The 26,905-nt window shown below is 68.9% G+C and carries 25 protein-coding genes and 4 tRNA genes; 16 read left to right on the top strand and 13 right to left on the bottom strand.

The window, feature by feature from the left end; all coding sequences use genetic code 11:
- Positions 1-49: 49 nt before the first annotated feature.
- The 3 genes from DEI94_RS07735 to DEI94_RS07725 all read right to left on the bottom strand — a co-directional run bounded on the left by DEI94_RS07735 (position 50) and on the right by DEI94_RS07725 (position 4,355).
- Positions 50-949: an esterase-like activity of phytase family protein gene (locus DEI94_RS07735; protein ID WP_220038824.1), complete on the bottom strand. Its 900-nt coding sequence runs from the start codon at positions 947-949 to the stop codon at positions 50-52.
- Positions 876-3,521, bottom strand: a complete 2,646-nt coding sequence (locus DEI94_RS07730; RefSeq protein ID WP_220038823.1) for a DUF8508 domain-containing protein — start codon at positions 3,519-3,521, stop codon at positions 876-878. The genes DEI94_RS07735 and DEI94_RS07730 overlap by 74 nt, the downstream gene beginning before the upstream one ends.
- A 117-nt stretch (positions 3,522-3,638) precedes the next feature.
- Positions 3,639-4,355, bottom strand: coding sequence for a hypothetical protein (locus DEI94_RS07725; protein WP_146249592.1), 717 nt, complete (start codon positions 4,353-4,355; stop codon positions 3,639-3,641).
- A gap of 53 nt (positions 4,356-4,408) precedes the next feature.
- Between DEI94_RS07725 and DEI94_RS07720 the strand changes: the two genes are divergently transcribed.
- Positions 4,409-4,969: an MOSC domain-containing protein gene (locus tag DEI94_RS07720; protein WP_111027809.1), complete on the top strand. Its 561-nt coding sequence runs from the start codon at positions 4,409-4,411 to the stop codon at positions 4,967-4,969.
- 42 nt (positions 4,970-5,011) lie between these two features.
- Complete coding sequence (locus DEI94_RS07715; protein ID WP_181441914.1) at positions 5,012-5,626, top strand: histidine phosphatase family protein; 615 nt, start codon at positions 5,012-5,014, stop codon at positions 5,624-5,626.
- Here the strand turns inward: DEI94_RS07715 and DEI94_RS07710 are convergent.
- Complete coding sequence (locus DEI94_RS07710) at positions 5,620-6,591, bottom strand: SDR family NAD(P)-dependent oxidoreductase (protein WP_111027811.1); 972 nt, start codon at positions 6,589-6,591, stop codon at positions 5,620-5,622. The genes DEI94_RS07715 and DEI94_RS07710 overlap by 7 nt on opposite strands.
- A gap of 65 nt (positions 6,592-6,656) precedes the next feature.
- Between DEI94_RS07710 and DEI94_RS07705 the strand changes: the two genes are divergently transcribed.
- Both DEI94_RS07705 and DEI94_RS07700 read left to right on the top strand, forming a co-directional pair.
- Entirely contained in the window at positions 6,657-7,232 is a 576-nt protein-coding gene (locus tag DEI94_RS07705; RefSeq protein WP_111027819.1) for a TetR/AcrR family transcriptional regulator, read from the top strand.
- Between the two features lie 44 nt (positions 7,233-7,276).
- Positions 7,277-7,756, top strand: a complete 480-nt coding sequence (locus DEI94_RS07700) for a hypothetical protein (RefSeq protein ID WP_146249593.1) — start codon at positions 7,277-7,279, stop codon at positions 7,754-7,756.
- A gap of 39 nt (positions 7,757-7,795) precedes the next feature.
- Here DEI94_RS07700 and DEI94_RS07695 read toward each other — a convergent pair whose 3' ends face one another.
- Positions 7,796-8,191 (bottom strand): VOC family protein, encoded by a 396-nt coding sequence (locus tag DEI94_RS07695; protein ID WP_111027813.1) that lies wholly within the window; start codon positions 8,189-8,191, stop codon positions 7,796-7,798.
- 270 nt (positions 8,192-8,461) lie between these two features.
- Here DEI94_RS07695 and DEI94_RS07690 point away from each other — a divergent pair, with 270 nt between their 5' ends.
- The 3 genes from DEI94_RS07690 (at position 8,462) to DEI94_RS07680 (ending at position 10,451) form a co-directional block, all read left to right on the top strand.
- Positions 8,462-9,490 (top strand): BadF/BadG/BcrA/BcrD ATPase family protein, encoded by a 1,029-nt coding sequence (locus DEI94_RS07690; protein WP_181441915.1) that lies wholly within the window; start codon positions 8,462-8,464, stop codon positions 9,488-9,490.
- Positions 9,491-9,677: 187 nt separating this feature from the next.
- Positions 9,678-9,800, top strand: a complete 123-nt coding sequence (locus tag DEI94_RS07685; protein ID WP_258368448.1) for a hypothetical protein — start codon at positions 9,678-9,680, stop codon at positions 9,798-9,800.
- A 69-nt stretch (positions 9,801-9,869) separates the two neighbouring features.
- Positions 9,870-10,451 (top strand): GNAT family N-acetyltransferase, encoded by a 582-nt coding sequence (locus DEI94_RS07680; RefSeq protein ID WP_111027815.1) that lies wholly within the window; start codon positions 9,870-9,872, stop codon positions 10,449-10,451.
- Positions 10,452-10,500: 49 nt separating this feature from the next.
- On the opposite strand, the gene DEI94_RS07675 is transcribed toward DEI94_RS07680, so the two are convergent.
- Positions 10,501-10,632 carry a hypothetical protein gene (locus tag DEI94_RS07675; RefSeq protein ID WP_258378113.1) on the bottom strand — a complete coding sequence of 44 codons (132 nt, stop codon included), beginning with the start codon at positions 10,630-10,632 and terminating at the stop codon, positions 10,501-10,503.
- 1,246 nt (positions 10,633-11,878) lie between these two features.
- A protein-coding gene (locus DEI94_RS07670; RefSeq protein WP_111027817.1) for an IS3 family transposase occupies positions 11,879-13,041 on the bottom strand; the annotation gives its coding sequence in 2 pieces (ribosomal slippage) (positions 11,879-12,762 and positions 12,762-13,041; 1,164 coding nt in all).
- A 528-nt stretch (positions 13,042-13,569) separates the two neighbouring features.
- Here DEI94_RS07670 and DEI94_RS07665 point away from each other — a divergent pair.
- Positions 13,570-13,830, top strand: coding sequence for a hypothetical protein (locus DEI94_RS07665; RefSeq protein ID WP_181441916.1), 261 nt, complete (start codon positions 13,570-13,572; stop codon positions 13,828-13,830).
- Here DEI94_RS07665 and DEI94_RS07660 read toward each other — a convergent pair.
- The gene (locus DEI94_RS07660) at positions 13,786-14,778 is read right to left on the bottom strand and encodes an IS481 family transposase (RefSeq protein WP_284183705.1); all 993 of its coding nucleotides are present in this window, start codon (positions 14,776-14,778) and stop codon (positions 13,786-13,788) included. The two genes, DEI94_RS07665 and DEI94_RS07660, sit on opposite strands and share 45 nt — an antisense overlap.
- 232 nt (positions 14,779-15,010) lie before the next feature.
- Here DEI94_RS07660 and DEI94_RS07655 point away from each other — a divergent pair, with 232 nt between their 5' ends.
- The 4 genes from DEI94_RS07655 (at position 15,011) to DEI94_RS07640 (ending at position 20,848) form a co-directional block, all read left to right on the top strand.
- Positions 15,011-15,265, top strand: a complete 255-nt coding sequence (locus DEI94_RS07655) for a hypothetical protein (RefSeq protein ID WP_146249427.1) — start codon at positions 15,011-15,013, stop codon at positions 15,263-15,265.
- A 247-nt stretch (positions 15,266-15,512) separates the two neighbouring features.
- Positions 15,513-17,891, top strand: coding sequence for an AAA family ATPase (locus DEI94_RS07650; RefSeq protein WP_181441736.1), 2,379 nt, complete (start codon positions 15,513-15,515; stop codon positions 17,889-17,891).
- Between the two features lie 1,563 nt (positions 17,892-19,454).
- Positions 19,455-19,706 (top strand): helix-turn-helix domain-containing protein, encoded by a 252-nt coding sequence (locus DEI94_RS07645; protein WP_220038772.1) that lies wholly within the window; start codon positions 19,455-19,457, stop codon positions 19,704-19,706.
- Complete coding sequence (locus DEI94_RS07640) at positions 19,706-20,848, top strand: tyrosine-type recombinase/integrase (RefSeq protein ID WP_111026060.1); 1,143 nt, start codon at positions 19,706-19,708, stop codon at positions 20,846-20,848. Before DEI94_RS07645 ends, DEI94_RS07640 begins: the two co-directional genes overlap by 1 nt.
- A gap of 458 nt (positions 20,849-21,306) precedes the next feature.
- Here DEI94_RS07640 and DEI94_RS07635 read toward each other — a convergent pair.
- The 3 genes from DEI94_RS07635 to DEI94_RS07625 form a co-directional block, all read right to left on the bottom strand.
- Positions 21,307-21,378: transfer RNA gene (locus tag DEI94_RS07635), tRNA-Val, on the bottom strand.
- 41 nt (positions 21,379-21,419) lie between these two features.
- Positions 21,420-21,490: transfer RNA gene (locus DEI94_RS07630), tRNA-Cys, on the bottom strand.
- Positions 21,491-21,574: 84 nt separating this feature from the next.
- Positions 21,575-21,646, bottom strand: a tRNA-Gly gene (locus tag DEI94_RS07625).
- Between the two features lie 191 nt (positions 21,647-21,837).
- Here DEI94_RS07625 and DEI94_RS07620 point away from each other — a divergent pair.
- Positions 21,838-21,913 (top strand) — tRNA-Val (locus tag DEI94_RS07620).
- A gap of 57 nt (positions 21,914-21,970) precedes the next feature.
- Here DEI94_RS07620 and DEI94_RS07615 read toward each other — a convergent pair.
- Positions 21,971-22,780, bottom strand: a complete 810-nt coding sequence (locus DEI94_RS07615; protein WP_111008862.1) for an LLM class F420-dependent oxidoreductase — start codon at positions 22,778-22,780, stop codon at positions 21,971-21,973.
- A 420-nt stretch (positions 22,781-23,200) separates the two neighbouring features.
- On the opposite strand from DEI94_RS07615, the gene DEI94_RS07610 reads away from it, so the two are divergent.
- The 3 genes from DEI94_RS07610 (at position 23,201) to DEI94_RS07600 (ending at position 26,568) form a co-directional block, all read left to right on the top strand.
- Positions 23,201-25,285 carry an acyl-CoA dehydrogenase family protein gene (locus tag DEI94_RS07610; RefSeq protein ID WP_111026059.1) on the top strand — a complete coding sequence of 695 codons (2,085 nt, stop codon included), beginning with the start codon at positions 23,201-23,203 and terminating at the stop codon, positions 25,283-25,285.
- Between the two features lie 99 nt (positions 25,286-25,384).
- A complete protein-coding gene (locus DEI94_RS07605; protein WP_111008860.1) occupies positions 25,385-26,005 on the top strand; it encodes a DNA-binding protein in 621 nt (206 codons plus the stop codon).
- A complete protein-coding gene (locus tag DEI94_RS07600; RefSeq protein WP_111026058.1) occupies positions 26,002-26,568 on the top strand; it encodes a hypothetical protein in 567 nt (188 codons plus the stop codon). Before DEI94_RS07605 ends, DEI94_RS07600 begins: the two co-directional genes overlap by 4 nt.
- Before the next feature lie 22 nt (positions 26,569-26,590).
- Here the strand turns inward: DEI94_RS07600 and DEI94_RS07595 are convergent, their stop codons facing one another.
- Positions 26,591-26,878, bottom strand: coding sequence for a carbon storage regulator (locus tag DEI94_RS07595; RefSeq protein WP_111008858.1), 288 nt, complete (start codon positions 26,876-26,878; stop codon positions 26,591-26,593).
- Positions 26,879-26,905: the final 27 nt, after the last annotated feature.

Here is a 26,905-nt window from a genome sequence, read left to right as displayed (position 1 = left end):
GTTGCCGAGGGCAAGGCACCGACGCCGTAGGCGAGCCCAGGGCGCATGGCTACCGCGGCAGCCGCACGGCCAGGTCCAGGATCCGCGTCCGCTGCAGCGCGCCGAAGTTGTCGTCGGAGATGAGGGCCACGCCGACGCGCCCACCGGCAGCGCGGCCCGTGATCGCCATGCCTTCGTAGTTGTCGAGGAGCGGGTTCGTCTGGGTCTCGAGCGCCGTCGCGCCGAGCGTCGGACCCTTCACGAGATCGGCGACCAGTGTCTTCCGCAGGATCCACGACGCCGGTGCGGCCGAGAGGTTCCCGACCCCGCTCACGTCGGAGGCCCGCGACAGACCGGAGACCGAGTACAGGTCCACGGAGTTCCCCGCGGTCGCCGAGAACGCGGCTTCCTCGACGAGCATCCGGTCGTCCGACACGAGCGCGACCTCGGGGATCCGGTTGCCCGTGTCCGTGCGGTACCCGACCTGCTTCGTCAGTGTCCACGACCCGGAGCGCCCCCGGGTGTACACGAGCATGCGATGCGCGGTGGCGTCACCGGCGGCGGAGACGTCGCCGGACAGCGCGCCCTCCATCGACGCGACGATCGTGTGCCCGGACGGCGAGATCGACAGGCCCTCGAGCGTCGCGTTCGCGGTGGCCTCGCCCGGGACGCTCGCACCCTCGAGCCCCGCTCCGGACAACGCCGTGCCGGTCACCGCGAACCGTCCGGGGACCGGCAGCTGCGCCTTCTGCACGCCGTCGCGGCCGAAGACCCGGATCGACGGTTCCGTCTCGGAGCTCACCAGGTAGTCGCCGTTCGGGAGGACCGCCAGGCCTTCGTCGTCTGCCGTGAGACCGGTGTAGGGAACGCCCTGTTCGTTCCTCAGGACCAACGGATCACGGGTGACCGTCGGGTCGTCGAGGTTCCGGAAGAACCAGATCCGCGACGGGTCGTCCGCGTGGTTGTCCACGGCCGAGATCCACGACCGCGACCGGCCGTCGTAGGCCAGCGACGAGAGGCCACCCACCTCGGCTCCGTTGTGCACGAGCTTGTCCAGCGCGTCGCTGTAGCCGAGCGCCACCGCCGCTGGCGGGACGGCCTGGGACGGCCTGGGACGGCCCTCCATGGTGTCCGAAGACGCGGACGACCTGCGGATCGTGGTCACTGGTCTGGTCGGCGAACTCCGCGTTGAGGTGCACCACCTGGTAGTCCGGCGTGCCGACCCCCGACGTGACGAGGATGTGGTCGAGGACCTCGCTGATCCCGTCGTACACGTACGTGTACTGCTGGTTCGCCGGCAGGGTGGTGATCAGGTCGGTGAGGACCGGCTTCGTCGCGGCCTGGCCGTGCAACGGCTTGCCGGTGAGCGTGGCGAGCGCAGGGCTGAACTGGTGGTCGTTCAAGTCACCCGCCACGACGACCGCGGCCCTCGCGTCGACCTTGAGGATCTGCGCCGTGAAGTCGTGCACGAGCTGCGCCTGCTGCTGACGCTGCACGGCGGACGACTGCGCCGGGTACTGGAATCGACCGTCCTGGTTCTGGTCGCCGAGCTTCGCGTCGAAGTGGTTGCCGATGACGAAGACGCGCCGGCCGCGGAACGTGAACTCGCCCACGAGCGGCTTCCGGCTGCTCTGCCAGGCGGCGTCCGTCGGAGCGATGCGCCCCGGCGACAGGGTGATGTCCGGCACGCCGTGGGAGGAGGTGACCGCGGTCGCGGTGGTGGACCGGTTCACTGACGCAGGACCGCGGTCGTCGAACGTCACGCGCTTCGGGTTGAAGAGGAACACGACGCGGATGTTGCCGCCGGGCTGACCGCCGTCGGCGTCGTTCACCGGATCGATCTCACGGGACGCGTAGGACGGGCCTCCAGCCGTGGTGATCGCAGCGGTGAGCTTGGCGATGGTCTGATCCGCCGCGATGACACCGTCATCGGTCGCGCCGTCGTCGTCCTGCACCTCTTCGACGGTCAGGATGTCGGGCGAGCGCAGGTTCGCGACGACCCCCTTCGCGAGCGCGGCGAACTTGGTCGCCGGGTCCGACGGCGCCAGGTTCTCGACGTTGTAGGTGGCGACCGACAGCTGATCGGGCTTCGGGGTCGTCGCGACCGTCGGGGCGATGCCTCCCTGCGCGACGGACCCGAGTGTCGTGGCCGTGAGGTCGTACCCGCCGTACTGCGAGTAGTCGACCTCGCCCACGGTGGCACCACGGAACACGTCACCCACGTCCACCCGGGGATTGCTGCCGTTCGCCGCGACGACCTCGAGACGTCCGGACGGCGTCGCGTTCTCGGCGGTCAGGAGCGTGCCGCCGCGCGTCGTCGGGAGCTGGGACGGCTTCGTCGTCACGTACTGCTCGCCGTACTCGTCGCTCGGCCCGACCACGCGGGCGTCGTCGACCTCGACACGCATGCCCTCGAGCGACTCGAAGAAGTCGAGCGCCGTGCGTGTCGGCGTGATGGGCGTGGACTCGATGTTCCCGCCCGCGAGGTCCGGAGCGGACGTGTCGGGCACGCTCGTCGGGCCGAGGACGATCGGCGCCGGCAGCGCGTCCCCCGTCGAGACGACGGTCGCCGTGGCGTTCGTGAGCTCCGTGACCGACAGGTTCGAGGTGGTCGCCGTGGTGTCACCGGAGGCGAGGGGGTAGTAGTCCCTGACCGTGCCGCTGACGAGGACACTGTCACCCACGGCGACCGCCGCCCTCGAGGAGCTGTAGACGAAGACGCCCTCGCTCGTCGCGGGGTCGCTGTCGGCGTCGGGGTCCTGGATCCAGTAGCCCTTGCTGCTGCCCGACGTCCGGATCCCGGTCACGATGCCGGGGACGTTCGTGACCTGCTCGCCGTTGAGCGGCGAGACGAACGACGTCCCCTGGATGTCGTGGATGCGGACCGTGCCCGGCTCGGGCGCAGGGCCGGTCGGCGGGGTCGTCGTCGATGCTGTGTTCGCCGCACCCGGGGTGGGTGCAGCGGCGGCGAAGTCCGTCGCGTTGTGGTCGTCGTCGGACGCCCCCTGCCGCTGCACCGAGGCCGTGTTCGAGGCGCCGACGGCCGGGCTGCCCTCGGCGATCGCCGCGGAGCCGAACCCGACGAGGTCGACCGACGCACTCACGCACGAGGCGCTGTCGGCACAGGTGAGCGCGGTCCGGCTCGCGACGACGGCGGCCGTGCCGTCGGTGGCGCTCATCGCGATGGTGCCCGTGGCGTCCGGCGTCGGCAGCGCGGTCGTCCCGCCAGCGCCCTTCGCCTCGGCGACGAGGTAGCGACCACCAGGAGCGAGCGTCCCGCTCAGCGGGGTCACCTGCCACGTGCCCGTCGCGGACCCGGCGTGGTACTGGACCGAGTGACCGCTGAGGTCGATGGTCGACGATCCCCGGTTCGCCAACTCCACGAAGTCGTTCGTGAAGGTGCTGCCGGCGTTGCCCCCACCGCCGTACACCTCGTTGACCACCAGATCCGCCGACGGCGCCGCCGTCGCGGGCATCGCGGTCAGCAGACCTCCGGCGATCCCCACGGCCGCCACGACCGATGTTGCGATTGAACGTCGCATGCTGCTCTCCCCTGAACCCCGACGAGCAGCATTCAACCCTATTCGGGTGACATCCGGGTGACGCGGAGGAGGCCGAACGGATTCGCTGAGATCGGTGCGGCAACGACGGCGGCGGCGTCAGCCTGCGTCGCTGACGAACTCCGTCGTCACCCAGGGCAGCAGGTCCCGCTCCACGACCGAGGTGATCACCCGGCCGTCGTCGAGTGGCACCGCCAGCCCGAGGACGAACGCGTCGGTGTCGATCGTGAACCCGTCCCTCGCCGTTCCGTCCACGACGACCGCCCGCGGCTGCACCGCGCGGATCGAGACCAGTTCCGTCCAGCCGGGCTCCATCGTGGGGTCGCCGAGTCCGTACTCGTCGCGGAACCGGTTGTGGAGGATGTGGTCGACGTGGGCGCGGAGCAACTCCGGTGGATCGCGTTCGTCGTCGCCGGGCGCGGCGGATCCCGGAGCGAACCAGTGTGTCTGCACGGCCTCCCACAGCGAGGGATGACGCATCCGCTCCCGGCGCTCGAGCAGCCACGGCGGCAGGTCCCGGGGCACCGGCCGAGCGAGCGCGTCCTCCATCTCCGAGGTCAGGTCCGCGAGGTTCACCGGGTCCGAACGGTCGTCCGGGTTCTTCCACACCGTGTACATCCGTGCCACGGCCGCGCTGATGGTGACGGCGTCCGCACCACTCCCCTGGCCATGCGACGAGATACCGGCGACGCCCAGGTCCTCGAGATGCCGTTGCGGAACGAATCCGGCGACGGCGATCCCGAGCGCGTCCGCCTCGGCACGCATCGCCAGCTTCAGATCCGGCTGGTCCGTCGGCACCCTTCCCCCGATGTGCATGTCGTGCAGTCTGCCAGGGTCCGTCCCGAGCGGTCCTGCGCCATGATCGAGCCATGAGCGCAGATCACGACACCCACCCTCGCGTCGTCGCAGTGAGCAGGGACGGTGCCCATCGGTTCAGCAAACCGGTGGTGGACGAGGTGGTGCTCGTCGCGGGATTGGGCATCGAGGGTGACGCGCATGCCGGCGTCACGGTTCAGCACCGGTCTCGCGTCGCACGGGACCCGTCCCAGCCGAACCTGCGCCAGGTGCACCTGATCCACGCCGAGCTGTTCGACGACGTGGCGGAAGCGGGATTCCAGGTCGGGCCAGGCCAGATGGGCGAGAACATCACGACTCGCGGGGTCGACCTCCTCGGTCTTCCGACAGGCACGCTGCTGCACCTGGGCGCGGATGCTCGTGTCCGCATCACGGGCCTCCGGAATCCGTGTCAGCAGATCAACGAGTTCGAGCCCGGTCTCCTGCGGGCGGTGCTCGGGCGGGCCGACGACGGCTCCATCGAACGCAAGGGCGGCGTCATGAGTGTCGTCCTGGCGGGCGGGGTCGTCCGTCCTGGTGACACGATCCGGGTCGAGCTGCCCACCGGCGAGCTGCAGCCGCTCGGTCCGGTCTGACCACCGCGACCGGCTGACCCCCCGATGTCCGAGGATCCGACGGTGCTGCAGCACGTGTGGCTCGTCCGCCACGGCGAGCAGGTGCGGCGACGCGACGGAGAGCTCACGATGCGCGGGACGCAGCAGGCCGGAGCGGTGATGCGGCGCCTCCGGACCGAGCCGATCGGGAGGATCGTCATCAGCCCGGCACGGCGCACGCGTGAATCGGCGATGCCGCTGCTGACCGAGCGCCCCGCGGTCCCTGTCCGAGTGGACGACCGGGCGCGTGAGCGCATGGAGTACGACCCCCCAGTCGTCGACGACGCATCGTGGGAGGCGTTCCGCGAAGCGTGGGACCGCACTGAGCGCGACCGGGACCTCGTTCCGGCCGTCGGCGATTCCTCGCGCGCAGCCGCGGCACGGCTCCGTGACCTGATCGACGAATCGCTGCCGGACGCAGGTGACCTCGTCGTGATCACGCACGGCGGCATCATCCGCGACGTGCTGCGCGACATCCTCTCCGACGACGAGATGCGATCGCTCCGCCCCGACGCCCTCGCGGGTCTCCAGCACGGGTCGATCACACGTCTCGACGTCGTCGCCCGCGGCTACCACGTCGGCGGGATCGGCACGACGGAGCACCTGCCGAGGTCGCTCCCGGCGGATCCGCGTCAGTGAGACGGGTGTGTGAGCTCCTCCGACGCCCTCCAAAGCCGATCCGCCGCGTCGGGATCGAGCGCCCACGCCTTCACCCCGTGGGGGTGATCCGCGAGACTCGCGTCGTTCGGAACCGTGTAGGCCTCCTGACAGTCGTCGAGGTAGTGCCCGCCGGTGTGGGCGAACTCGGGCGCGACCGCGGCGACCGTGGTGGTCGCGGCGCCCTGCTCGACCGTCTTGTACGCGAACACGCCAGCGGCTTCGGCGGCTTCCAACGACGCCTTCTGCGCCGCCGAGAAGTTCCGCTGGAGCCCGGTGGCGATCCCGCCCGGGTTGACGGCGTTCGCGACGATGCCGTCGTCCGCCCAACGGCGCGTCGCCGCCACGGCGAACAGGGAGTTCGCGGTCTTGGCTCGTGCGTAGGCGATCTGGGGGTCGTACTCGGATCGGGTGAAGTCGAGGTCGTCGAGGTCGACGTTCGCCCGCATGTGCGCGGTGGAACTGAGCGCGACGATCCGGGCGCCGTCGCGCTCCGCGGCGCCTCTGGCGAGTGACCGTCGAAGACCATTCGCGAGCGCGTGGTGACCGAGGTGGTTCGTGGCGAACTGCAGCTCACGCCCTTCCGCCGTCCGCTCGAGTCCCGCGCTCACGACACCGGCGTTGTTGACGAGCAGGTGCAGCGGAGCCTCCCAATGCGCCACGAAGGCGGCCACGGAGGCGCGATCCGCGAGATCGAGGTGACGCACGTCCGGTCGACGGCCCGTCGAACGGCCGACGACGTCGGCCACAGCCGTGCCGGCAGACGTGTTCCTGACGGCGAGCGTGACCGCAGCGCCGGCGGCGGTGAGGGCGCGGGCCGTCTCCACGCCGAGTCCTGACGACGCGCCCGTGACGATCGCGCGCAGACCGGTCAGATCGACGTCGACCAGGACGTCAGCGGCGGTGGACTCGGCGTCGAACCGCGTTCGGATGAGCGGAAGGGGCATGCGGGCAACTGTACCCACTGGACAGGTTCTGTCTAGTCGGTATGGGAGGCGGTATCATCGGCGACATGGTCGACACCTTCACCGGCGCGGATGTGGGACGCCGTCGAACCGTGCTCGAATCAGCGCTCGACACGTTCGCACAAGCGGGATACCGGCGGACATCGATGGACGTCATCGCGCGAGCAGCACGGATCTCCCGCCCGGGGTTGTACTTCTTGTTCGAGTCGAAGGAGGCGTTGTTCCGGGAGGCCGCGGCACACGTCCTGACCCAGGATCTGGCAGCGATCGAACAGCTCCTCGCGGACGACACGCGGCCCATCGCCGACCGCCTGCTCGACGCGTTCGACCGGTGGGCCGGACGGTACGTCGGACCGATGGTGCGCGACGTGTCCGCCGTGATCGCCGACAACCCGGAACTCCTCGATGACACGGCCCGTGAGGCTCCCGCCCGGTTCGAGGCGATGGTGACCGCGGCGATCAGCGACCACTGCGAGGCGGCAGCGGATGTCGCACGAACGCTGACCAGCGTGTCGGTGGGGCTGAAACACCAGGTCGACACCCGCGACGAGTACCGGGCGCGGCTCGAGGTGGCGATCCGGCTCGTTCTGCCGACAGCGGCGACAGCGGATACGGCAGGATGAGTCGACGCGGCAGCGAGGGGAAACGTGCCGCACGAGGGGGCACCATGCGCACACTGCTGGTCGCTGTCACTGCCACATGCGCAGTGATCGCGTTGACGGGATGTTCGACCGCCGCGCCGCATCACGCCGCGCGGAGCACCGCCGCACACACCACGAGAGCCGCATCGACACCCACCCCCGACCCGGGCATCGCGGTGACCTGCGCCGGGCTGACGGAGCTCGAGACGGACCTGTCGGCCGCCGGCATCGAGCGCAGTGCGGGCACCATCCAGGACGCCGGCTACGCCGCGATCGTCAACCTGACACCGACCGTGGTGTCGGGGATGCTGCGGACCCCGAACCGCGGCCTGGTCGCCGACCTCACCAGCATCCAGGACGCGATCGCCAGTTCCCCGCCGGTCGTCGCGTCGGCGCAGTTCGACCCAGATGCGCCCGCGTTCAGCGCGGGGATGCAACGGGCACAGCGCGATTGTGCGGCCAACGGCACACCGCTCGTCGCGGACGCGCCCGCCGGCCAAGGGTGATCCCGGCCTGCGAGCCCCCGACCGCGAGACCAGCGACCCTCAGTCGGCCGGGGAGATGCAGAGGAACCCGAGGTTGTTCCCGTCCGGGTCCTCCAGGTCGCGGGAGTACATGAACCCGAGGTCCTGCGCGGGTTGGGGCTCGTGCCCACCGGCGGCGATCCCCTTCTCCACGATCGCATCGACCTCGTCGCGGGAGTCGCGTGTCAGGTTGAGGCCGACCTGCGCATGGGTCCGCGGGTCGGCGATCTCCTTCGTGGTCATCGTCGCGAAGAAGTCTCGTGCGACGACCATCAGGTGCAGGTTGTCGGCGAGCTCGAAGCACGTTCCGTGCTCATCCGAGAAGTCCGGGTTGACGGGGAACCCCAACGCTTCGTAGAACGCAGCCGACCGCGCCAGATCAGCTGACGTGATGCTCACCCACATGCTGCTCGTCATCGATGCCTCCGGGGTCGTCGCCGTCGCGAGCCAGCCTGCTCGGTCCGGATCCGCTCGTCAACGGGCGCATCGGATCCCCAGCGCATCCGAGTCGACCGGACGGTTCGACGACGCGGGTCACCGAGCGTGGTGCCATGGTGGCGGCCGAGCGCGGAGATCGACAACCGCCACCGGCCCGTGGTCCACGTGCCGACGGTGCGGTAGTGCCACCGAGTGATGCACGGAGCGGCGACAGCGCGGCGTCGAGCGCGGGTTGGCTACGCTCGGCCCATGTCCGACGCCGGAGGGGACCCCCGTTTCGTGATCGCCGCCGACGCCGGGGGCACGTTCTCCCGCGTCGGGTGTTTCACCCTCGACGGCCGGTTGCTCGGCTCCGCGACGGGTCGAGGCGGGAGTCCGTACCACCAAGCGGACGCCGCCGCGAACGTCGCGGACACGACGGTCCGCGCGTTGCAGGACGCCGGCCGCGACGCCGCTGACGCTGTCGCGCTCGTCGCCGGGCTGGCGATGGTGAGCCGTGCCGGCTCGAACCAGGGTGACGGGGACAACGGCTGGGCCGACGACTTCTTCCGCGTGCCGGGGCTGCAGTGCGAACGGCTCATCCTGAACGACGCGGTCGTCGCACACCGCGGCGCCCTCCTCGGCGCCCCGGGGATCATGGTCGTCACCGGCACCGGCTCGATGATCCTCGCGATCGACGAGGACGGGACCGAGGTCGAGAGCGGACAGTTCGAGCACTACGCCGGCGCGGCACGACACCTGGCCTACGAGGCGGTGCAGCTCATCCTGCTCGGCGCCGCCGGTCCGGACGACGACGAGTTCGTCGCGGCGGTCCTCCGCTCCTGGGGCGCGGACGACGTGCCGGGACTCCGCCACGTCATCCTCGGCCTCGCGCACGTGGACCGGATGGAGGTCCGGCACCGGTTCGGCGCACTCGCGCCCCTCGTGACGGAGGCCGCCGACCGATCGCCACTGGCGGATCGGGCGCTCCGTGATCTCGCCCGCAAGACCGCCCGCGGCGTCGGACTGCTCGCTCCCCTGATCGGCGGCGACCGCGTGACGGTGTCGACGACGGGTGGTCTGGCGACGACGCCGGCGTTCACCGCCCGCCTCGCGGACGCGCTCGACGAGGACGCGCACGCATCGGTGGCACTGGTGCCGGCCGCGCTCGACGCGCTCCGCGGTGCAGCGCTGATCGCGTACGGGACCGTCGGGGCGGCCACCAACCGGTCCGTCATCGACCGTCTGCACGAGAGCCAGCAGGACGCTCGACCCGACGGTACCGTCGCTCGATCGTGACGTCGCCGGGCCGCCTGATCCGCGATGCTCGTGCCATGTCGGTGGGGAGGCCCGTGGTGGCGGTGGCCGCAGCGCTCGCCGTGGTCGCGGTGCCGCTGGAGGCTCGGCGACGTTCAGCTGGGTCGGTCTCACCACCGAGGGTGATCCGGTACCGGCCTTCGTCCGCACGACGCCGTCGGGCGTCTCCGTGGCCTCCACCTCGGCGTTCGACGCGTACGGCCAGAGCGGATGGACGACCTGGGACTGCCCCGACCTGCAGGACCTCCTCCGCGGCCGCCAGTGCGTCGCGGCGACGGGCGCGGGACGGTGAGAGACCAGGACCGGCCGCGGCTGGGTCCGAAGCCCCTCCCTGCGCCGTCTCGCTCGGTAGCGTGGGGCGATGGAACCGGTGACGCTCCGAACGCCGCGGCTCGTCCTCAGCCCGCAGACGACCGAGGACGCGGATCAGATCGTGGCGTACTGCCAGGACCCGGACGTCATCGCGTTCACCCCGATACCGGTGCCCTACGGACGCGACGACGCTGAGTCGTTCGTCCGGCAGGTCGAAGCGGGATGGCGGGACGGGACCCGGTTCGAGTTCGCGGTCCGCCCGCGAGCCGACCCCACCGACGTCCTGGGCGCGGTGAGCATCTTCGGTGTCGCAGACGGAGCCGCAGAAGTCGGGTACCTGCTCGCGCCCGCCGGTCGCGGCCACGGCTCCATGACCGAAGCGGTCAGCGCGATCCTCGACTGGGCGTTCGCCGGTCCTCCCGACGGTCTCGGGCTCAGCCGTGTGCAGTGGCATGCCCTCCCTGAGAACGAGGCTTCCGCTCTGGTCGCGCAACGATGTGGGTTCCGCCTCGAAGGACGGCTCCGATCGGCCCTGACACATCGAGGGACGCGCCGTGACCAGCTCCTGGCGGCGGTGCTCCGGACGGACGACCGCCAGCAGCCGGTCCGTTGGGACGACGGTCAGCAGTAGCTCAGACGAGCCATCACCAACAGGCACCCGTCGACCATGAGCGGACCGGTCACTCCCACCAGGGCTCGTCGACGACGACGTGGTATCGGTTCGCGATCTCGATCCGCAGTGCCTGGAAGAGGCCGCGCACCTCCGCAAGCCAATCGGTGTCGCCGGTACCGTCGATGGGGAGCTCGTCCACGTCGTACCGTGCGACCCAGCCGCGGAGGGCATCGTCGAGGGCGGCCGGAGGTGCGTGCCTGCAGCAACCCGAATGCTGCAGGCACGCACGGAGCCGCTGCGTTCCAGGGCAACCCGAATGCCCGGCATGGCGACGGCACGAACCAGCATAGGACCTCTCGTGGGATGGTCCTGGGGAAATCCCGTCGGCGGTCTCGTCCCGCTCGTCATCTGCGTCATTGCAGCGGAGGCTCCGGCAGCACGACGCGGACGTTCCGCCACGTCAGACAGGAGCTTCCCGGAGCATGCCGACCGTCAGAGACAGCGCGCCGGCAGCGTTGGCAGCCAGGGGCTGCTCGTCAGCCGATCGCAACCGGCCCCCTTCGGTTGCTCGCGGCGAGCAAGCTCCGCGAGGTCGTCACCAAGCCGTGCGAGGACCGGTGCGGGTGCTTCACTGGGCCAACGATCACGAAGCCACCGCCCCGCGTGTAAGAGGTCGATGTGGCCCTGGTCCTGTTGGACGACTCAAGCGTGCAGGTGTTCAGCTGCCCGTTCGAAAGCACCCGGGTCGGGAGTGACGTTCGACGCGATCGAGAGCTCGATGGAGCGGTCGCCAAGTCCCAGGGACGGGTAAAGCGCCGGGCGCGCGGCCGAGGCCTGAGCTGGGTGCTGCCGAGCGCGACGATCCTGATAGCGCCGAAAGAGGTGCGCCGCGAGCCATGTCATGAAGCCGGTATCCCCCTCACCCATGCGTCGAGACCGCTGTCGCTTTGGTTCACCCGTTGTGGATCACCTGCCGTGCCGTCAGCGCCCCGACCGACCAGCTCGTTCTGAGACGATCAACACCGCGAACGCCACAACGATGAGCACTGCCCCGAGGATCTGCGTCGGCATTCCCGGGGGCAGGACGAAGAGTGCAACGCCGCAAGCCGCGAGCACGATCAGGAGCGTGAGAGCCCAGGGGCGGATGCGCATGCGTCTGTTTACCATCGGCAGCCCGGCACGCTCCGTCTCGCTAGTCGATCCTTCACCGGGCGGGGGTGAGCTTGAAGTGGACGATGTCGACGGTCGAGGTGTCGTGAGGGAGGGGTAGTGGTGCCGCAAGCTCCCCGAAGGTCCTCAGCGGTGGCAGCGTTTTCAGCTCGAGCATCAGCGTCGGTGAGCTCGTCGAACGTCTTGGGTTCGATGAGTTCGACCTCAGCGGGTAGGCGCTTGTAGGTCTCGTCGAACTCGAACGGGACTGCTGCAGGTTTCGTTGACTCGTTCGTTTAGGCCGCGAGTGCGACCTGTGGGTTGATGATGGTCTCGTACTCGATCGGGGTCAACTTCCCCAGACCTCGCTGGCGCCGTTTCCGGTGGTAGGTGGCCTCGATCCAGGTGATGATCGCCAGTCGGAGCTCTTCCCGGGTCGCCCATCGTTTCCGATTCAGGACGTTCTTCTGCAGGAGTGCGAAGAACGATTCCATCGCAGCGTTGTCCGCGCATGCACCGACTCGCCCCATCGACCCGAGCAGCCCGGCGTCGCCGAGCGCGCGCACGAACTTCTTCGACCGGAACTGACTCCCCCGATCCGAGTGCACGACCGTCCCGATCGGGTTCCGGCGCTGCACCGCCATCTGCAGAGCCGCGACGGCAAGCGAGGATCGCATGCGGTCACTGATCGAGTAGCCGACAATGCGCCGCGAGCAGGCGTCCTTGATCGCGCAGAGGTAGAGCTTGCCTTCGCCTGTCGGGTGCTCGGTGATGTCCGTCAGCCACAGCCGGTCCAGGTCTGGCGCCGTGAACGCTCGTCGGACCCGGTCGTCGTGCACCGGAGGACCGGCCTTGCGGTTCAGGCCGCGCTTCGTTGCGTGCAGCGACCAGAGCCGCTGCTGGGAGCACAGCCGCCATACTCGGCGTTCCGAGACTCGGTGGCCGGCCGCATGCAGGTCGTCGGCGATGAACCGGTACCCGAACGTCGGGTCGTCGCGGTGCGCATCGATCGCCGCGTTGGTCAGGTGCGCATCCGCCCAGTCGCGGTCGGTCACGGGGCTGGCGCGCCACCGATAGAACGCCTGCTTCGAAAAGCCCAGCACCCGGCAGGCCACCGCGACCGGGATCCGGTCTGCGGCGAGTTCGAGGACCAGCGGGTAGATCATTTTGGGAGTTGCGACTGAGCGAAGTACGCCGCTGCCCGGCGGAGAATCTCGTTCTCCTGCTCGAGCAGCCGAATTCGTTTCTGCGCTTCCCGCAGCTCCGCCTGCTCCACCGCCTTCATCGACGGCGAGGCAGTATCACCGATGCCGTCTTCACGATCCGCGAGCCGCAACCAGCGGGCTAGACAGGACTCGGACACACCGAAGTCCTTCGCGACCTGCCGCACCGACGTCTCACCCTTCCGGGCGACCGCGATCACGTCGCGGCGGAACTCTTCCGGATACGCCTTCACCATGGCGCACATCCTTCCAGCAGGAGCCAACGCCCCTACCTCTCAGGAGTCAACCAAACCGACAGCAGTCCCGTGCGGCAACGGCAGCACTTGCGCGACCGTAAGCATCCACTCACTGACCGCCGGCCGGGTACCCATCCTCACTGACTGCCTCCTGCCCTCGTTGACGACATCCGCTCTCGCTCGGTATAGGAAGACCTTGGCACGCCATGCGTGTGCTGCCCGCTTTGACATCGTCTTGAAGGCGTTCCGCGGGATGTTCTCTGGTCCCCCGAGCACCCCGTGGTCGACCGGGGGCAGGTGACCTTCACCGACTGAGCTGCGCTCGTGGTGCGGGGCTACTGGCAGGCGGTGGACTCGGCGTGGGGGTGGCAAGACGCGCTCCGAGCTCCGCACGAGTCGCCGCATGCGTGCATCTGACTTCCGAGCGGGCGCCGGCGTTACCCGGCTCTCTGGGGCGCTTGGCCCGACTTGGACTGGTCTCCCATCCGCGTGCGTGTCGCTGTCAGATGCTGCTGCAATGCTCCACGCATGGATGACGTCGTAACTCCTCAAGTCGCTCAACTCGCAACGCAACTCGCCGCCAGCGCGGCCCGCAACACGGCGACGGCAATCACTGACAAGATCGGGGCGCTCCGCGCGTCGAAGGACGCCGCCGCCCGTGCAGATGCGCTCGAGCAGATCGTCTCCGACCTCATCGCTGACAAGAACGAACTCACCCGAATCGCCCAGTCTTACCAGCATGAGCTAGTTGTACTGCCCAGGGAGGTTGGTCAACCGAGTGATCGGTGACCGGTTCCCGATGGCGGTGTGGGGCCGGTGGTGATTGTAGTGATGCAGCCATGCCGGGAGGGCGTTCCGGCGGGCGTGCTCGGTCGGGTAGTGCCGTGAGAACGCCCACCCGTCGGCGAGGGTGCGGTGGAAGCGTTCGATCTTCCCGTTGGTCTGCGGCCGATAGGGGCGGGTCTTCTTCGGCGTGATCTCCAGCTCAGTGCAGGCCTCGCGCCAGGCGTGGGACTTGTAGGCAGAGCCGTTGTCGGAGAGGACCCGCTCCACCCGGACACCGCGTGCGGCGAACCACGACACGGCCCGCCGTAGCACCCCGATCGCGGTCGCTGCTTTCTCGTCGTCGTGGATCTCGGCGTAAGCGACGCGGGAGTGGTCATCGATCACGGTGTGCACGAACGCGGTCCCGATCAGCGGGCCGCGATGCTTGCTGCGGCCCTTACCGGGCGTTGCTGACCGGTTCCGCCCACCTTGCTGTCGGCCGACGTAGCGCCAGCCGCCGCCATCGGGGATGTTGCCGAGTTTCTTCACGTCGACGTGGATCATCGCGCCCGGACGTTCGTGCTCGTAACGGCGCACGAGTTCGCCGGTGCGGATGTCGATGTGGTGCAGCCGGTTCACCCGACAGCGGGTCAGCACGGCGTGCACTGTCGAGGCCGGCATGCCGAGTTGCCCGCCGATCCCAACGGGACCGAGGCGCTTTCGCCAGCGAAGTGCGACGACCTTCTTCACCAGCTCAGGGCGGGTGCGGTTCGGGGACCGGTGCGGACGGGACGAGCGGTCATGCATGCCCTCGGCGCCCATGGCCGCATACCGGTCGGCCCAGCGCTTCGCGGTCGGCCAGGACACGTGGAAGAACAGGGCTGCGTGCCGGACTGGCCAGCCGTCATCGACGATCAGACGACCTATCCGGAGGCGTTGGCGTGGTGTCAGGGCAGCGTTAGCGTGGGACACGAGGACCTCCTGCGGAGAGTGTGTGAACTAGACAGCTCCACTCCACTGCAGGAGGTCCTTCTCACATCCCAACGACTACAGCGAGTCGTCGCAACACAACCAACGTCCCTGGGCAGTACAGCTAGTCGCGCAGCAGCTCACCCCTGGAGACGTCCGCTACATCGCTGACACTGTGGTGCCGTTACTTGTGCAGCTCGCTGAAGCGACAGAGAACGAAGCCGCCGGCGCCGCGATGAAGCAGCAGATCGAAACCTTCGCTCCGCTGCTCTCGGTCGAGACGGTCAACGTCCTGCAGCTGCTCGGCTTCAACTTCCGCCAAGGCGTCGGAAGTCCGCTCACCCGACGCGTTGGCGAGCTCATCGGAGGCGCGGTCGACGCGAAGGAGGAGCTGCAGCTCGAGCAGCTCCGTCATCAGCGCGCGGCGATGGAACTCTCGGTCGACCCCGATGCGTACGCGCGGTTCCGAGAGATGTTCCCCGGCAGCTAGGCGGCCTCGCACCCCGCTTCGGCTTCGGCTTCGGCTTCGGCTTCGGCGCCAAGTTGTACCGATCGGTGGTCTCGAATGCCGGGCACCGAAAACTTTGCGGTCGTAGACGGCCGCCGGTCACCAGTCATCCTCCGTCCGGGCCCGCGAACTGAGACCGGACGACGTCCGCGCTTCAGCAACGATGTTGCGCAGGGCGGTACCGGCTCGGCGTGCCTCCCTCCGCGATCATGAGCCTCCATTACCTTCGATGCTGGCCAACGTGGCCGAGGACAAAGGGGGAGAAGTGTTCACGCGCTTCAATCACATTGGTGACTACCGCATCTACCAACGCTGGTCGATGGGGTCGAGCGCGAGCCCGTTCGGTCGCGTGAACCTCGTCTTCGGTACGAACGGGTCCGGCAAATCGACGCTCGCATCACTGATGCAGGAATGCGTCGATGAGACGCTCCTGCCGTCGGCAGACGTGCGGTTCGACTGGCAGGAAGGAAGCCTCGCCACCGAACAAGTCACGAGTCCCGGCCACGACGCCTGGCGACGTGTCCACGTCTTCAACCGTGACTACGTGCTTCGGAGCCTTCGGTTCGAAGGTGGTGACGGTCCTCGCCCGGACGCGCTCCTCACGATCGGTGAAGCGAATGTGCGTGCGCGAGAGGAGCTCGCGGAGAAACGTGCTCGTGCGACCGAAATCACGGCTCGGCGCGCAGAGCTCCGCGCGCAGTCCACGGCCGCGTCAAAGCGACGCGACGACCTCATGCGCTCCGCCGCGAAGACGGTTGTTGCGAATCTCGGCCAAGTCGGCGATCGCTTTCGCGCAACCAACGCCTACACCATCACGCAAGTCCGCAACACCCTCCGTCAGGACCGTTCCGTTCTTGAGGGCGCGTCGGCAGACCTGGCGGAGGATCTGGTCGTCGCCAAGGCTGCGCCGATGGTGTCCTCAACCCACGTGACACGACCAGATCTCGTCAACGAAGCGGACCTGGAATCGATCGATTCGGTGCTCTCGGAGAGCGTCACCGACCGAGCCATCGACGCACTCGCTGGAAACGGGGAACGGGCTGAGTGGGTGCAAGCGGGCCTGCAGCTGCACAAGGATCTCGACCGCTGCCTCTTCTGCGATGGATCCATCACGACGACACGCCGAGAAGAGCTCGACGCGCACTTCGGCGCGGCACTACTGCATCTACAACGTCGCGTCGACATCCTCATCGGTCGCATGGAGGACTCGTCGAGCAACGCCGAGCGGCACCTCACTGCACTGCCGCTCAGCCGTGACCTCTACACCGAAGTCGTCGTCGATTTCGACAACGCCAAAGAGGCGTACTCGAACGCACTCGCGGTCTACCAAGCCTCAATTCAGGCGCTCCTTGACGCCTTGCAGATGAAGCGATCAAACCCATTCGACACCCCTCGTCGTCCCGCAGACCTGCGTCTCGTTCCGCCCTCAACGGCCGACATCGATGCGATTCTGTCTCGCCACGACGCACGCAGCCAGACGCACGCGAAGAGCGTCGCGGATGCAGCGCGTCGTGTCGAGCTTCGGTACATCGCCGATATCGCCTCCGAAGTTGACCGATCAGAGGCGGAAGTGACGCGAGCAGATGATGAATGGACGGAGCTCGGCCGCGAGAAGGTCGAGACAGACAATCGGATTCTCGCGCTAGCGGACCTTGAAGCCGATCCCATCCCGCTCGCAGATGAGCTCAATAGGTCATTGACGCGCCTGCTCGGCCGGGATGAGTTGTCGATCACGACAGGACCGGACCGGGTCACCTATCGACTCGAACGCAACGGATCCCCGGCAACCGCGCTCAGCGAGGGTGAACGTACCTGTATCGCGCTGATCCACTTCCTCGCGCGCCTACGAAGCAGTGCCGTTGTGGACACCCAGCCGATCGTGTTCATCGATGACCCGGTCTCGAGCCTCGACCACAACGTGATGTTCGGTGTGTCCTCACACCTATGGGCTGAGCTTGTACCGCGCACCTCCATCGCCCAGGTGTTCGTCTTCACCCACAGCTTCGAGATGTTCCGTCAATGGGTGATCCAGCTGCAGACCGGACGCAGGCACGTGCCGGGTTCCGCCACCGTTCACGAGCTGCACATCCGGAATGTCGAGGCCAACGGTTCCGTGCAGCGGACCCCGACGTTCGTGAAGTGGCCACACACTGACTCGTCCAAGGCTGCAACGCTCCGCTCGCAGTACCACTACCTCTTCAGCCAGGTCGGCCGCGCACTTGAAGCAGCGGTGAACGGTGGAACGCTGGCTGAGCAGCTGGACGCACTCGCGCTCGCACCGAACGCGGCACGACGGATGCTCGAGGCGTTTCTAGCGTTCAGATACCCTCAGCACGTCGGGAGCTTCGACGCCGCCCTCAGGGTGGCAATCGATGCCCTGGAATTGGGTCCCGCGCGCACTCGCGTCGTTCGGTACCTCCATGCCTACTCCCACAACGAAGAGCCAGACATCGGCCGTCCGCTGCAGCCGAGCGAAGCGGTCCCGGTGATTCAGGCGGTGTTCGAACTGATGAGGATTCTCGATGCGGACCATTACACGTCGATGTGCGCCGTTCTTGAGCTCGACGATGCGCTGCTGACCGGCGACGCCGGAGCGCTGTCGGCTTGAGGAGCGGGAAGTAACCGCTGTGTAGTGTCGCGCAGAATCCTTGGCTCGCCAGACTGTGCGCGCTGTTCGCGGCTGCCGATGGCCTCCTCCTTCGTGGACCTGTCCAGCGGGTGGTGGCGCCGTCGAGTCGTGGTGGCATGTCGCCACTGCGCTGAACCTGAACTTCGCAGATCTCGTCGAGCAACTCGACTCAGCGGACCGCGACGACGAGTGAGCCGGCGGGTGATCTCGGCGTCGAAGTCGGGCACTTCGCCTCGGTCAATTCAGGATGACGAGCTCGACTGGTGGCGCGAGCTACCTGACCTTCTCTCGTGCGCTGTGTGGGAAATCTCCTGCCCACTGGTTACTGAGACGTCGGTACCGTTGCTAGATGGCTGACGAGCATGGCTCGAGTGGCGCTAAACGAGTACATCCCAGATACTTGCTGAAGCCCCGCAGACCAGGCCGCCCCCGATCAGGAGGAGATCGACGAATCTGGCTTTGCGGTCCTCCGTCAGAACTTCTTCTGACCACGATGCGACAAAGGCATCGAAGTCCCCAAAGGTCGGTTCTGTGAAACCGCGCTGATCGACCTCAGCTTGTCGTTGGATGGACGCGGCGCGTGCCGCTCGATAGAGACGAACCAGGCCCGCGATGGGCAAGATCGCGGAGGCTGAGAAGAGGACGATGAGGGCTACAGTCACATCGCGACGCTACCGGGCTGATCCGATCGTCCGACACACGGTAGTCATCTGAATTCATCTCTGTCGCCGCAAGTACAGCGAGGACGTCGAACGGCTCGTGGTGGTCGACCTCGTATGGAGCAGTCGATCCCGCTGACGCAAGACTGCACTGGCTCCCCAGGCAGCGCGCGAGCGAAGACGATTCACCTCAGATGCATCCGAGTATGCGCACGAGGGTGGGCCTCGAGCGCCCGATACGGCTACGTCGTCTCGACGCGCTGATGCTTGACGCGCGCGTAAGCGCCGCTGCTTCGCCGCCACCGGAGCAGGCGTCCTGATGCCATCCGCCGGCGCACTCCCCCAGCGAGGCGGCTGGCCTTCTATAGCCCGACCCATGCGACTTGTCGCAGATAGCCCGTTCGCTGGAGTTCTCAAAGATGGAGCGTCATACGGACTGCTTACCTCCCTCGAACTGGCCGACCGATACACCACCTGACAAAGTCACTGTCATCCTTTCCCGGGTAGTCATCAAGGTCCTTCGGCCGACATCGGTCGGTCGCAATAGTTCTGCGACCGAAGACGGCACCGCCAGCGGTCATCGGGGCAGCAGCTGGGACGTGCGTCCCGGAACTTCGAGGCGCGTGCCGCATCTGGCCGGTTCGGAGAACGCCGCGCTCATGGGACACCGAGTTTGGGCCTCACCTTCTTGCCACAACCGACAGAGCTCTTTCGAGAGGACCGAGCGCGTCCCATGCGTGGGGAACGACTCGCCGACATGACCTGGGCTTATGCTCTTTGATCACGGCTGATGTCGCGTTCGCGCATAGACGGTGCGTCACCCACTCCGGAAGACACGGGGCTCACCGAGCTCGCCACGTCCAGCACCGAAAGCGAAACATCCATGCCCACGTCCTTGAGCCGCCTGAGCGCGGAATCGGAGACTCTCGAGCTCACCTCCAGGTATGCAGCTCTCCTCAAGCCGGCTGAGGCCGCATCGTTCCTCCTCACGTCCGTCGGCACGCTCGCCCAGTGGCGCTACCTCCGCCGCGGTCCCGCATACATCAAGGTCGGCCGCTCAGTGGCCTACCGCCTCAGTGACCTGCTCGACTACGTCGAGCAGACGCGCGTCTCGCACGACGGAATGGCTGCCTGATGGCCACTATCCGAGAGTACGAGACGGCAAAGGGCAAGCGGTTCGAGGTCGGGTACACGAAGCCGGACGGGGGAACGACGCGGAAGCGTGGGTTCCGGACCAAGCGAGACGCGAACGTCTGGTCCGCGGCAAACGTCGTCGCGATGAGCAAGCCGACCTACCGGACCCAGTCTGACCTGTCGCAAAAGCTCGGCCCGTTCATCGACGAGTTCCTCGCGCGGCGCGCGACGCTCGCCGCGACCACGATCGCGAACCGCGCGGCCGTCGCCGGCAAGTGGATCACGCCCTACTGGAGCGAGACGTCGCTCGAGGCCCTCACGAAGAAGTCGGTGCGGGCCTGGGTGGAGTCCATCCACGCCGCCGGCGCCGGAGCGCAGACGATCCAGAAGGCGCACCAGATTTTCGGGGGCGTTCTCGAGGAGTGTGTCGAGCAGGGCCTGCTGACCGGGAACCCAGCGCGAGGAGTCAAGCTGCCCACCGTGGTGACGCGCGAGCACGGCTACCTCAGCGCCCCGCAGGTCGCGCACCTCCTCGACGAGGCGCAGGAGCGCGACCGAATGCTCATCGCCTTCCTGGCGTTCTCTGGTCTCCGGTTCGGCGAAGCCGCTGCGCTCACGTTCGCCGACCTCGACTTCGCGAACAACGTCGTGCGCGTGCGGAGGTCCGCGACCGAGGTCAGGGGCGAGCTCGTGCTCGGTCCGCCCAAGAACGGCAAGGCGCGACAGGTCCCCGGAGTGCCACAGGTCATGGAGCCGCTCCGACGACGCTCGGCAGGACGTGCCGCACACGACCTCGTCTTCGCCGCGCCGGAAGGCGGCATGCTCAGGCTCTCGACCTGGCGGCGTCGCGTCTTCGCTCCGGCCGTTCAGCGGGCGATCGCAAGCTGGCCCGCGAGCGACTTCGCGCGTGGGACGGTCATGCAGCACTTCCCGAAGCTCACCCCGCACGACTTGCGGCACACCGCCGCGAGCCTCGGGGTGTCTGCGGGTGTGACCGTGCCACTCGTGCAGAGCATGCTCGGGCACGCGAAGCCGAGCATCACGCTCGACGTCTACACCGGGCTCTTCCCCGCTGACTTCGACCCGCTGGTCGCGAAGCTCGAGGAACTCGCCTCGGGATCGGGCATCGCAAACCGGCTCTGAACCCCCCCCATCCCCGTCCATCTCGCCGAAAGCCGGCCTGTTCGATTCGTCGACGGGCCGGCTTTCGGCGTTCGTGCGAGACTCGCACCGCGGGCAGCACGGCGTCGGCCGTGGAGCACCGGAGCAGAGCGCGTGAGAACGACTCGCGCATCGGACGCGACGGTTCGAGCACCGACATCGGCCGTCGAGCTCTTTCAGCGCAGGCGCCGACTCGGTCACTGCACGTGCCACGGGCACACGCCGACGGTCGCTCGTCCGCGAGTCAGCCTGATCGGTTTCGGACGCGACGATGACGACGATCGCCGACAAGGCGACCAAGGTGGCATCTGCCACGGCGCGGGGGGGCGGCAGGGCCTTGCGAGGATCGTGCCAAAACCGTGCCACGTGCTTTGATCTGAGCCCTTCGCAACACTTGATGAAACACAAAAACCCCCGGATTTCCGGGGGTTTTCGTTTCGTGGGCGATACTGGGATCGAACCAGTGACCTCTTCCGTGTCAGGGAAGCGCGCTACCGCTGCGCCAATCGCCCAGAGTTGAACTCCTACCGCCCTTGCGAACGATACGAATTCGAGGTGGGGACGGGATTCGAACCCGCGTATACGGCTTTGCAGGCCGCTGCCTCGCCTCTCGGCCACCCCACCGTGCTGAGGTTCACGTCTCCGTGAGCACCGGATCGGTGGGGATCCTCTCTGGTGAGCCTTCAGGATCCGGGGATCCTGCACTCGAGCGGATGACGAGATTCGAACTCGCGACCCTCACCTTGGCAAGGTGATGCGCTACCACTGCGCCACATCCGCATCGCCGCCACTGGACGGTCCGTTTCCGGCCCGCCGCTCGCTGCGACTCCGTTACTCTATCCGACCTCCCGCCCGGATCGCAAAACGAGCCAGGCCGGGCGTGTCAGCGAGCTGACGACGCGCGCGGACGTCACCGAATAGGACGACGGCGCTGCTTCCAGTAGTATCGATGGGCGCGGGCAGCCGCGCAGGGGCGATTGGCGCAGTTGGTAGCGCGCTTCGTTCACACCGAAGAGGTCATCAGTTCGAGTCTGGTATCGCCCACCACCACGAAGGCCCCGGGGAGTTCCCGGGGCCTTCGTCGTTCCGCAGGGTGGCGTCGTCTCAGCCGCTGACGCCGTCCCGCCAGGCGAGCAGCGCCTTGACCGGCGCCAGGTCGATGTCCGGCCCGCTCACCCCGATGGTGAACAGCCGTGCCCCGAGGGCGTGCTGGGCGTCGAGGGCGGAACCCTGCTCGGCGGTCAGCGTGCCGGAGACGTCGACGCCCGTCGAGATCTCGATCGCGTCGGTGGGCCGGCCGACGCGCTCGCACCACTCGTGCAGCACGCCGAGCTTGCGCTCGAGCGTCTCGACGTCCGAGAAGCTGTGCCAGATGTCGGCGTGCTCCGCGACGATGCGCAGCGTCTTCTTCTCGCCGCCACCGCCGATGAGCACGGGGATCTTCCGGGTCGGCGCGGGGTTGAGCGCCGCCCAACGGGCTTCGATCCGGGGCATCGCGGCATCGAGCGCGTCGAGCCGGCTCCCGGCCGTGCCGAAGTCGTACCCGTACTCGGCGTAGTCGCGCTCGAACCACCCGGACCCGATGCCGAACACGAGCCGCCCGGCGCCGTCCTTCGCGCTGATGTGGTCGACGGTGCGGGCCATGTCGGCGAGCAGGTCCGGGTTCCGGTAGGTGTTGCAGGTCACGAGCGGGCCGAACTCGATCCGCGTCGTCTGCTCGGCCCAGGCGGCGAGCATTGTCCAGCCCTCGAAGTGCGTGCCGTCGGGGTCGCCGGACAGCGGGAAGAAGTGGTCCCAGTTGAAGGCGATGTCCACCCCCAGGTCCTCGAGCTCGGCGAGGGTGTCGCGGATGGTGGCGTAGGGCGAGTGCTGCGGGGCGATCTGGACGCCGACGCGGACGGTGGAGGCGGGCACGCGGTTGCTCCTTCGAGGGAGTGCTGGACGGGACTCCTCGCCACGCTAGCCCGGACGGCGACGGGACGGCGCGCCGATGGTGGCACGGCGTCCCGTCGGGTCAGCTGCGGCCTTCGGTGCCGCCCTTGAGCATGGCGCCGAACGCCGCGCACACGCCGACGCCGCCGAGCACGCCGATGCCGATGATGACGACTGCGATGACAGTGAGCATGGGGGTCCTCCAGATCCGAACGGTGCGTCCGCAACGCTACCCGGTCGGGAGGGACGGCTCCCCCATCCGGACGGCCTGCATCCTGTGGACCCGCACCGGAGGCCGCTTGGAGGAAACCTCCACAGGGGCGTCGACTCCCCCGGGTCGGCCTTGTCGGGCGACCACGCGGCTGCTGGCGAGCGCGCGGAGGCGGGCATAGCCTCCCGTCCATGGTCGACATCGCCGTCCCTGACGTCCCCATCGCACCCACACCGGACGCGTCCGGTGGCTCGTCACCCCACGCGGCCGACCGGCGGTCCCGTCCGCGCATCGACGTCCCCGGGGTCGCCGAGATGCTGCTCGGACGCTGGGCGGAGGACCGCCGGATCTCGCGCGCGCTGGCGCTCGACCCGGCGACGCACCGCCTCGAGGGTGCTTCGGTCGACGACCACCGCGAGCGGGCCCTCGCACAGTGCCGGCTGCTCGTCGAACAGGGCGCGATCCAGCGTCCGTTCCCGCGGTCGTTCGGCGGTCAGGAGAACCACGGCGGCAACGTCGCGGCCTTCGAGGAGCTCACCACGGCGGACCCGTCGCTGCAGATCAAGGCGGGCGTGCAGTGGGGCCTGTTCGGCTCGGCGGTGCTGCACCTCGGCACGGAGCACAACCACGAGGAGTTCCTGCCCGACATCCTCGACTTCACGGTGCCCGGCTGCTTCGCGATGACCGAGACGGGGCACGGCTCCGACGTCCAGAGCATCGCCACGACCGCGACGTACGACCCGGCGACCGAGGAGTTCGAGATCCACACGCCGTTCCGGGGTGCGTGGAAGGACTACATCGGGAACGCGGCGGTGCACGGGGTCGCCGCGGTGGTGTTCGCGCAGCTCGTCACGGGCGGGGTCGGGCACGGCGTGCACGCCTTCTACGTGCCGCTCCGCGACGCGACCGGCGCGTTCCTGCCCGGGATCGGTGGCGAGGACGACGGCGTCAAGGGCGGCCTCAACGGGGTGGACAACGGCCGGCTGCACTTCGACCACGTCCGGGTCCCGCGGACCAACCTGCTCGACCGGTACGGCGCGGTCGCGCCGGACGGCACGTACTCGTCGCCCATCGCGTCCCCCGGCCGCCGGTTCTTCACCATGCTCGGCACCCTGGTGCAGGGCCGTGTGTCGCTCGACGGCGCCGCGGTCGTCGCACAGAAGCTCGCGCTGCAGATCGCGGTCACGTACGCGTCCGAGCGTCGGCAGTTCCCGACCGCCGAGGGCGAGGAGGGCGTGCTCCTCGACTACGGGCAGCACCAGCGCCGGCTCATCCCCCGCATCGCCCGCGTGTTCGCGCAGTCGTTCGCCCACGAGCGGCTCCTCCGCACCTTCGACGACGTGTTCAGCGGTCGCGCCGACACGCCGGAGCGGCGCGAGGACCTCGAGACGCAGGCCGCGGCGTTCAAACCGCTGTCCACGTGGGCCGCGCTCGACACGCTGCAGGAGGCCCGCGAAGCGTGCGGCGGGGCCGGGTTCCTTGCCGAGAACCGGCTCACCGGCCTCCGGGCCGACCTCGACGTGTACGTGACGTTCGAGGGCGACAACACCGTGCTCCTCCAGCTGGTGGGCAAGCGCCTGCTCGGTGACTTCGCCGCCGCGGCACCACGGGACCCGGCCGGGGCAGCCCGCTTCGTGGCCGCTCGGGTCGCCGGCCGGGTCGCCGACGTGACGCGGGTCCGTGCGGTCGGGCAGACCGTGCTCGACCGCGGTTCCGTCCGCCGCGCGTCGCAGGACCTCCGGGACCCGGTCACGCAGCGCCGACTCCTCGCCGACCGCGTCGACACGATGGTGGCCGGCATCGGCATGCGTCTCCGCAGCGCGGGGAAGGACCGCGTCCGCCAGGCGCGCCTCCTCAACGAGCAGCAGCACGAGCTCATCGAGGCCGCTCGTGCCCACGCGGAGCTCATGCAGTGGGACGCCTTCACGGCGGCGCTCGCCGACGCCCCCGACGACGACTCGCGGACGGTGCTGACGTGGCTCCGCGACTGCTTCGGACTCGGGCTCGTCGAGGAGCACCTCGCCTGGCACCTCATGCACGGGCGTCTGTCCGCGCAGCGGGGCGCTGCCGTCTCGGCCACCATGGACCGGCTCGTGGGCCGACTCCGGCCGCTGGCGACGGACCTCGTGGCGACGTTCGGGTACGAGCCCGGCCACGTCCGCGCGCCGATCGCCTCGGGGGCGGAGGCGCGACGGCAGGACGAGGCCCGCGCGTGGTACGCCGCCGAGCGGGCCGCCGGACGGACTCCCGGCGCGGAGCCCCGCCCGCGACGATGAGCAGAGCGGTCAACCCTGGCGCGTAGATCCGAGAGCAATCAACCTCCCAGGGTTGATCGGCGCCAGATCAACCTCGTAGGGTTGACGCGGAGGTCGAGCATGTACGTCATCACCGCAGACCAGATCGACAGTCGACACGGAGCCGACCTCGTCGAGGCCGCGCTCGCCGCGATCAGGGCGGCCGTGGGGCCCCGGTTGCTCCTCCCCGCGGACCGGACCGCGGGCGACGAACTCCAGATCGCCACCGCCGACGCGGGCGCCGCGCTCGACGTCGTCTTCCGGCTCGCCCGTGCGGGTGACTGGAGCATCGGGTGCGGCATCGGCGACGTCCAGACGCCGTTGCCCACGGCGACCCGTGCGGCATCCGGGACCGCGTTCTACCGTGCGCGCGAAGCCGTCGAGCGCGCGAAGGACCGGCCCGACCACGTCGCGGTCGCCGTCGAGCCGGGCCGGCACCGCACCGCCGACGACGTCGAACCCCTCGTCACGCAGGCAATCCGGCTCCGCGCGCGCCGGTCCCCCGAGGGCTGGGAGCTGGCCGACCTGCTCGACCAGGGCATGAGCCAGCGTGAGGCCGCCCGGCACCTGGGGATCAGCCCGCAGGCGGCGAGCAAGCGCGCGGCCGCCGCCGGGCTCCGTGAGGACGACGCCGTGCGGGCGGCGCTGGTCCGGCTGCTCGAGGACGCGGACCGCCCGGAACCGGACGGAGCGCCGGCATGACCGCGGCGCAGGTCCTCGTCTGGATCGTCGGCCCCGTGGTCCTGCTCGTCTGCTGCGTGCTCGCACTCACCTCGGGCCGGGAACCCCGCACGGCGGCCGGCCTCGCCGGGGTCGTGCCCCTCGCCGCCGGCGGACTCGCGCTCGCGTTCCACGTCGGCGTCCCCGCCCCCGACCCGGCACTCGCGAGCGTCATGACCGTGCTCATGAGCGTGCTCGGCGTCGTCGGCGGCGGACCCGCCACCGCCGTCGTGCTCCGCCTGGCGACGCACCGCGACGCGACGCCCGGGCGCAACGGGGGCATCCTCATCCTCGATCAGCGCGGGGACGGGCAGCGACACGAGGTCCTCCGCGGTGGCGCGGCGATCGGTCGCCTCGAACGCATCGCGGTGGTCGCGGCGATCCTCGTCGGTCGACTCGAGATCGTCGCCGCGGTGATCGCGATCAAGGGCCTCGGCCGGTTCTCGGAGCTCGACAGCGCGGAGGCCCGGGAACGGTTCATCATCGGCACGCTCGCGAGCATGCTGTGGGCCGGGGCGTTCGCAGCGCTGGTCGCGCTCGCCTGACGCGATCAGCCGGGGGGCAGCCTCAGCGAGGCTCCTCGGCGTCGCCGCGACGGTCCCCACCCGGGGCGCCGCCGCCCCCGCCCAGGGCACCGAGCGCCGCGCGCAGCCGCGCTTCGGCATCGCTGGAGGACCGGCTCGCCTCGACGTTCGCCTCGGTGACGGCGGCGACGACCTCTTCACGCTGGATCTTGACGCCGCGCGGGGCGTCGATGCCGATGCGGACGCCGTCGCCGCGGGAGTCGAGGACGGTGATGACGATGTCCTCACCGACGAGGATCCGCTCGCCGATCTTGCGTGTGAGCACCAGCATCCCGACAGCCTATCGGCGGACGGGCGC

The sequence above is a fragment of the Curtobacterium sp. MCBD17_040 genome (genome assembly GCF_003234805.2).
Classification (GTDB): Bacteria; Actinomycetota; Actinomycetes; order Actinomycetales; family Microbacteriaceae; genus Curtobacterium.
The sequence above is the reverse complement of the archived record's forward strand: the minus strand, read 5'-3'. Positions and strand labels throughout refer to the sequence as shown.

Excerpts from the sequence above, each read along its gene's own strand:
- DEI94_RS07645 (WP_220038772.1), top strand. The coding sequence starts at position 19,455 with ATGCCCACGTCCTTGAGCCGCCTGAGCGCGGAATCGGAGACTCTCGAG.
- DEI94_RS07695 (WP_111027813.1), bottom strand. The coding sequence starts at position 8,191 with ATGACGAGCAGCATGTGGGTGAGCATCACGTCAGCTGATCTGGCGCGG.
- DEI94_RS07705 (WP_111027819.1), top strand. The coding sequence starts at position 6,657 with ATGGTCGACACCTTCACCGGCGCGGATGTGGGACGCCGTCGAACCGTG.
- DEI94_RS07710 (WP_111027811.1), bottom strand. The coding sequence starts at position 6,591 with ATGCCCCTTCCGCTCATCCGAACGCGGTTCGACGCCGAGTCCACCGCC.
- DEI94_RS07640 (WP_111026060.1), top strand. The coding sequence starts at position 19,706 with ATGGCCACTATCCGAGAGTACGAGACGGCAAAGGGCAAGCGGTTCGAG.
- DEI94_RS07655 (WP_146249427.1), top strand. The coding sequence starts at position 15,011 with ATGAAGCAGCAGATCGAAACCTTCGCTCCGCTGCTCTCGGTCGAGACG.
- DEI94_RS07680 (WP_111027815.1), top strand. The coding sequence starts at position 9,870 with ATGGAACCGGTGACGCTCCGAACGCCGCGGCTCGTCCTCAGCCCGCAG.
- DEI94_RS07725 (WP_146249592.1), bottom strand. The coding sequence starts at position 4,355 with ATGCACATCGGGGGAAGGGTGCCGACGGACCAGCCGGATCTGAAGCTG.
- DEI94_RS07700 (WP_146249593.1), top strand. The coding sequence starts at position 7,277 with ATGCGCACACTGCTGGTCGCTGTCACTGCCACATGCGCAGTGATCGCG.
- DEI94_RS07595 (WP_111008858.1), bottom strand. The coding sequence starts at position 26,878 with ATGCTGGTGCTCACACGCAAGATCGGCGAGCGGATCCTCGTCGGTGAG.
- DEI94_RS07720 (WP_111027809.1), top strand. The coding sequence starts at position 4,409 with ATGAGCGCAGATCACGACACCCACCCTCGCGTCGTCGCAGTGAGCAGG.
- DEI94_RS07690 (WP_181441915.1), top strand. The coding sequence starts at position 8,462 with ATGTCCGACGCCGGAGGGGACCCCCGTTTCGTGATCGCCGCCGACGCC.
- DEI94_RS07730 (WP_220038823.1), bottom strand. The coding sequence starts at position 3,521 with ATGCGACGTTCAATCGCAACATCGGTCGTGGCGGCCGTGGGGATCGCC.
- DEI94_RS07605 (WP_111008860.1), top strand. The coding sequence starts at position 25,385 with ATGTACGTCATCACCGCAGACCAGATCGACAGTCGACACGGAGCCGAC.
- DEI94_RS07665 (WP_181441916.1), top strand. The coding sequence starts at position 13,570 with ATGGATGACGTCGTAACTCCTCAAGTCGCTCAACTCGCAACGCAACTC.
- DEI94_RS07610 (WP_111026059.1), top strand. The coding sequence starts at position 23,201 with ATGGTCGACATCGCCGTCCCTGACGTCCCCATCGCACCCACACCGGAC.
- DEI94_RS07650 (WP_181441736.1), top strand. The coding sequence starts at position 15,513 with ATGCTGGCCAACGTGGCCGAGGACAAAGGGGGAGAAGTGTTCACGCGC.
- DEI94_RS07600 (WP_111026058.1), top strand. The coding sequence starts at position 26,002 with ATGACCGCGGCGCAGGTCCTCGTCTGGATCGTCGGCCCCGTGGTCCTG.